This is a genomic window from Aminobacter sp. P4_D5 (assembly GCF_056401815.1).
In genome coordinates, this window is record NZ_JBFUIP010000826.1 from 1 (window position 1) to 662 (window position 662).

1 protein-coding gene is annotated in these 662 nt (G+C 70.8%); it reads right to left on the reverse strand.

Going from position 1 to position 662, the window contains the following annotated elements; genetic code table 11:
• Nucleotides 1–104: 104 nt before the first annotated feature.
• Nucleotides 105–662 (reverse strand): hypothetical protein (locus AC1DWF_RS35230; protein ID WP_476843106.1); only part of this gene is annotated, 558 nt, incomplete at its 5' end.

The following is a 662-nucleotide window of genomic DNA, read 5'->3' on the forward strand; positions in this document are numbered from 1 at the left end:
GACCAGGCTCAAGCGCGACGGGGTGATCGACCTGCCTTCGGGCCGCCAGGTCGTCATCCACGACCGTGGCGCCTTGCAGTCGCGCGCCGAGACCGCCTGAATTCTCAGTCCATCCGGCCATCCCGCGGAGCAATCGCGGCGCCGATCGCCAGGTCCAGCCCCGGCTCCGTGACGTCGGCGAGTTGCAGGATCGCCAGTTCCTCGAAGGCCAGCGCACGGCGGCATCCCAGGAAGAAGCAGCGCAGCATGTAGCCCAGGGCCTGCGCGTCGCCATCGGCCTCGGCCAGCGCGATCCCGAGATCCTGCACATGCACGAGGTCGGTCACCCGCTGGCTGCGGATGCGAGCAACCAGCGCCTGGCACACGGCGCCCCGCCCGCCCTGGTCCAGGAGCCTGTCGAGCAGAACGTCCTCCTCGCGCTGCCGCAGAAGCGCCGTCAGTTCGCCGATCAGAACCTCGCTGTCCCCGCAAGGCGGGGCCGGCAGGTCGTCGGCGATGGCCTCCAGCCGGTCGCAGAGGGAGCGCAGCCGCGCATGCTCGGCCAGCCTGTCGCGGATACGCCCCATGAGGCAGGACTGCCGACCGTCTTCGCCTTCACCCGTCAATGGCGCACCCCCATGCCGAGACCGGCTGTATCGCCCGCGGGAGGGCCAGCCCGCGTT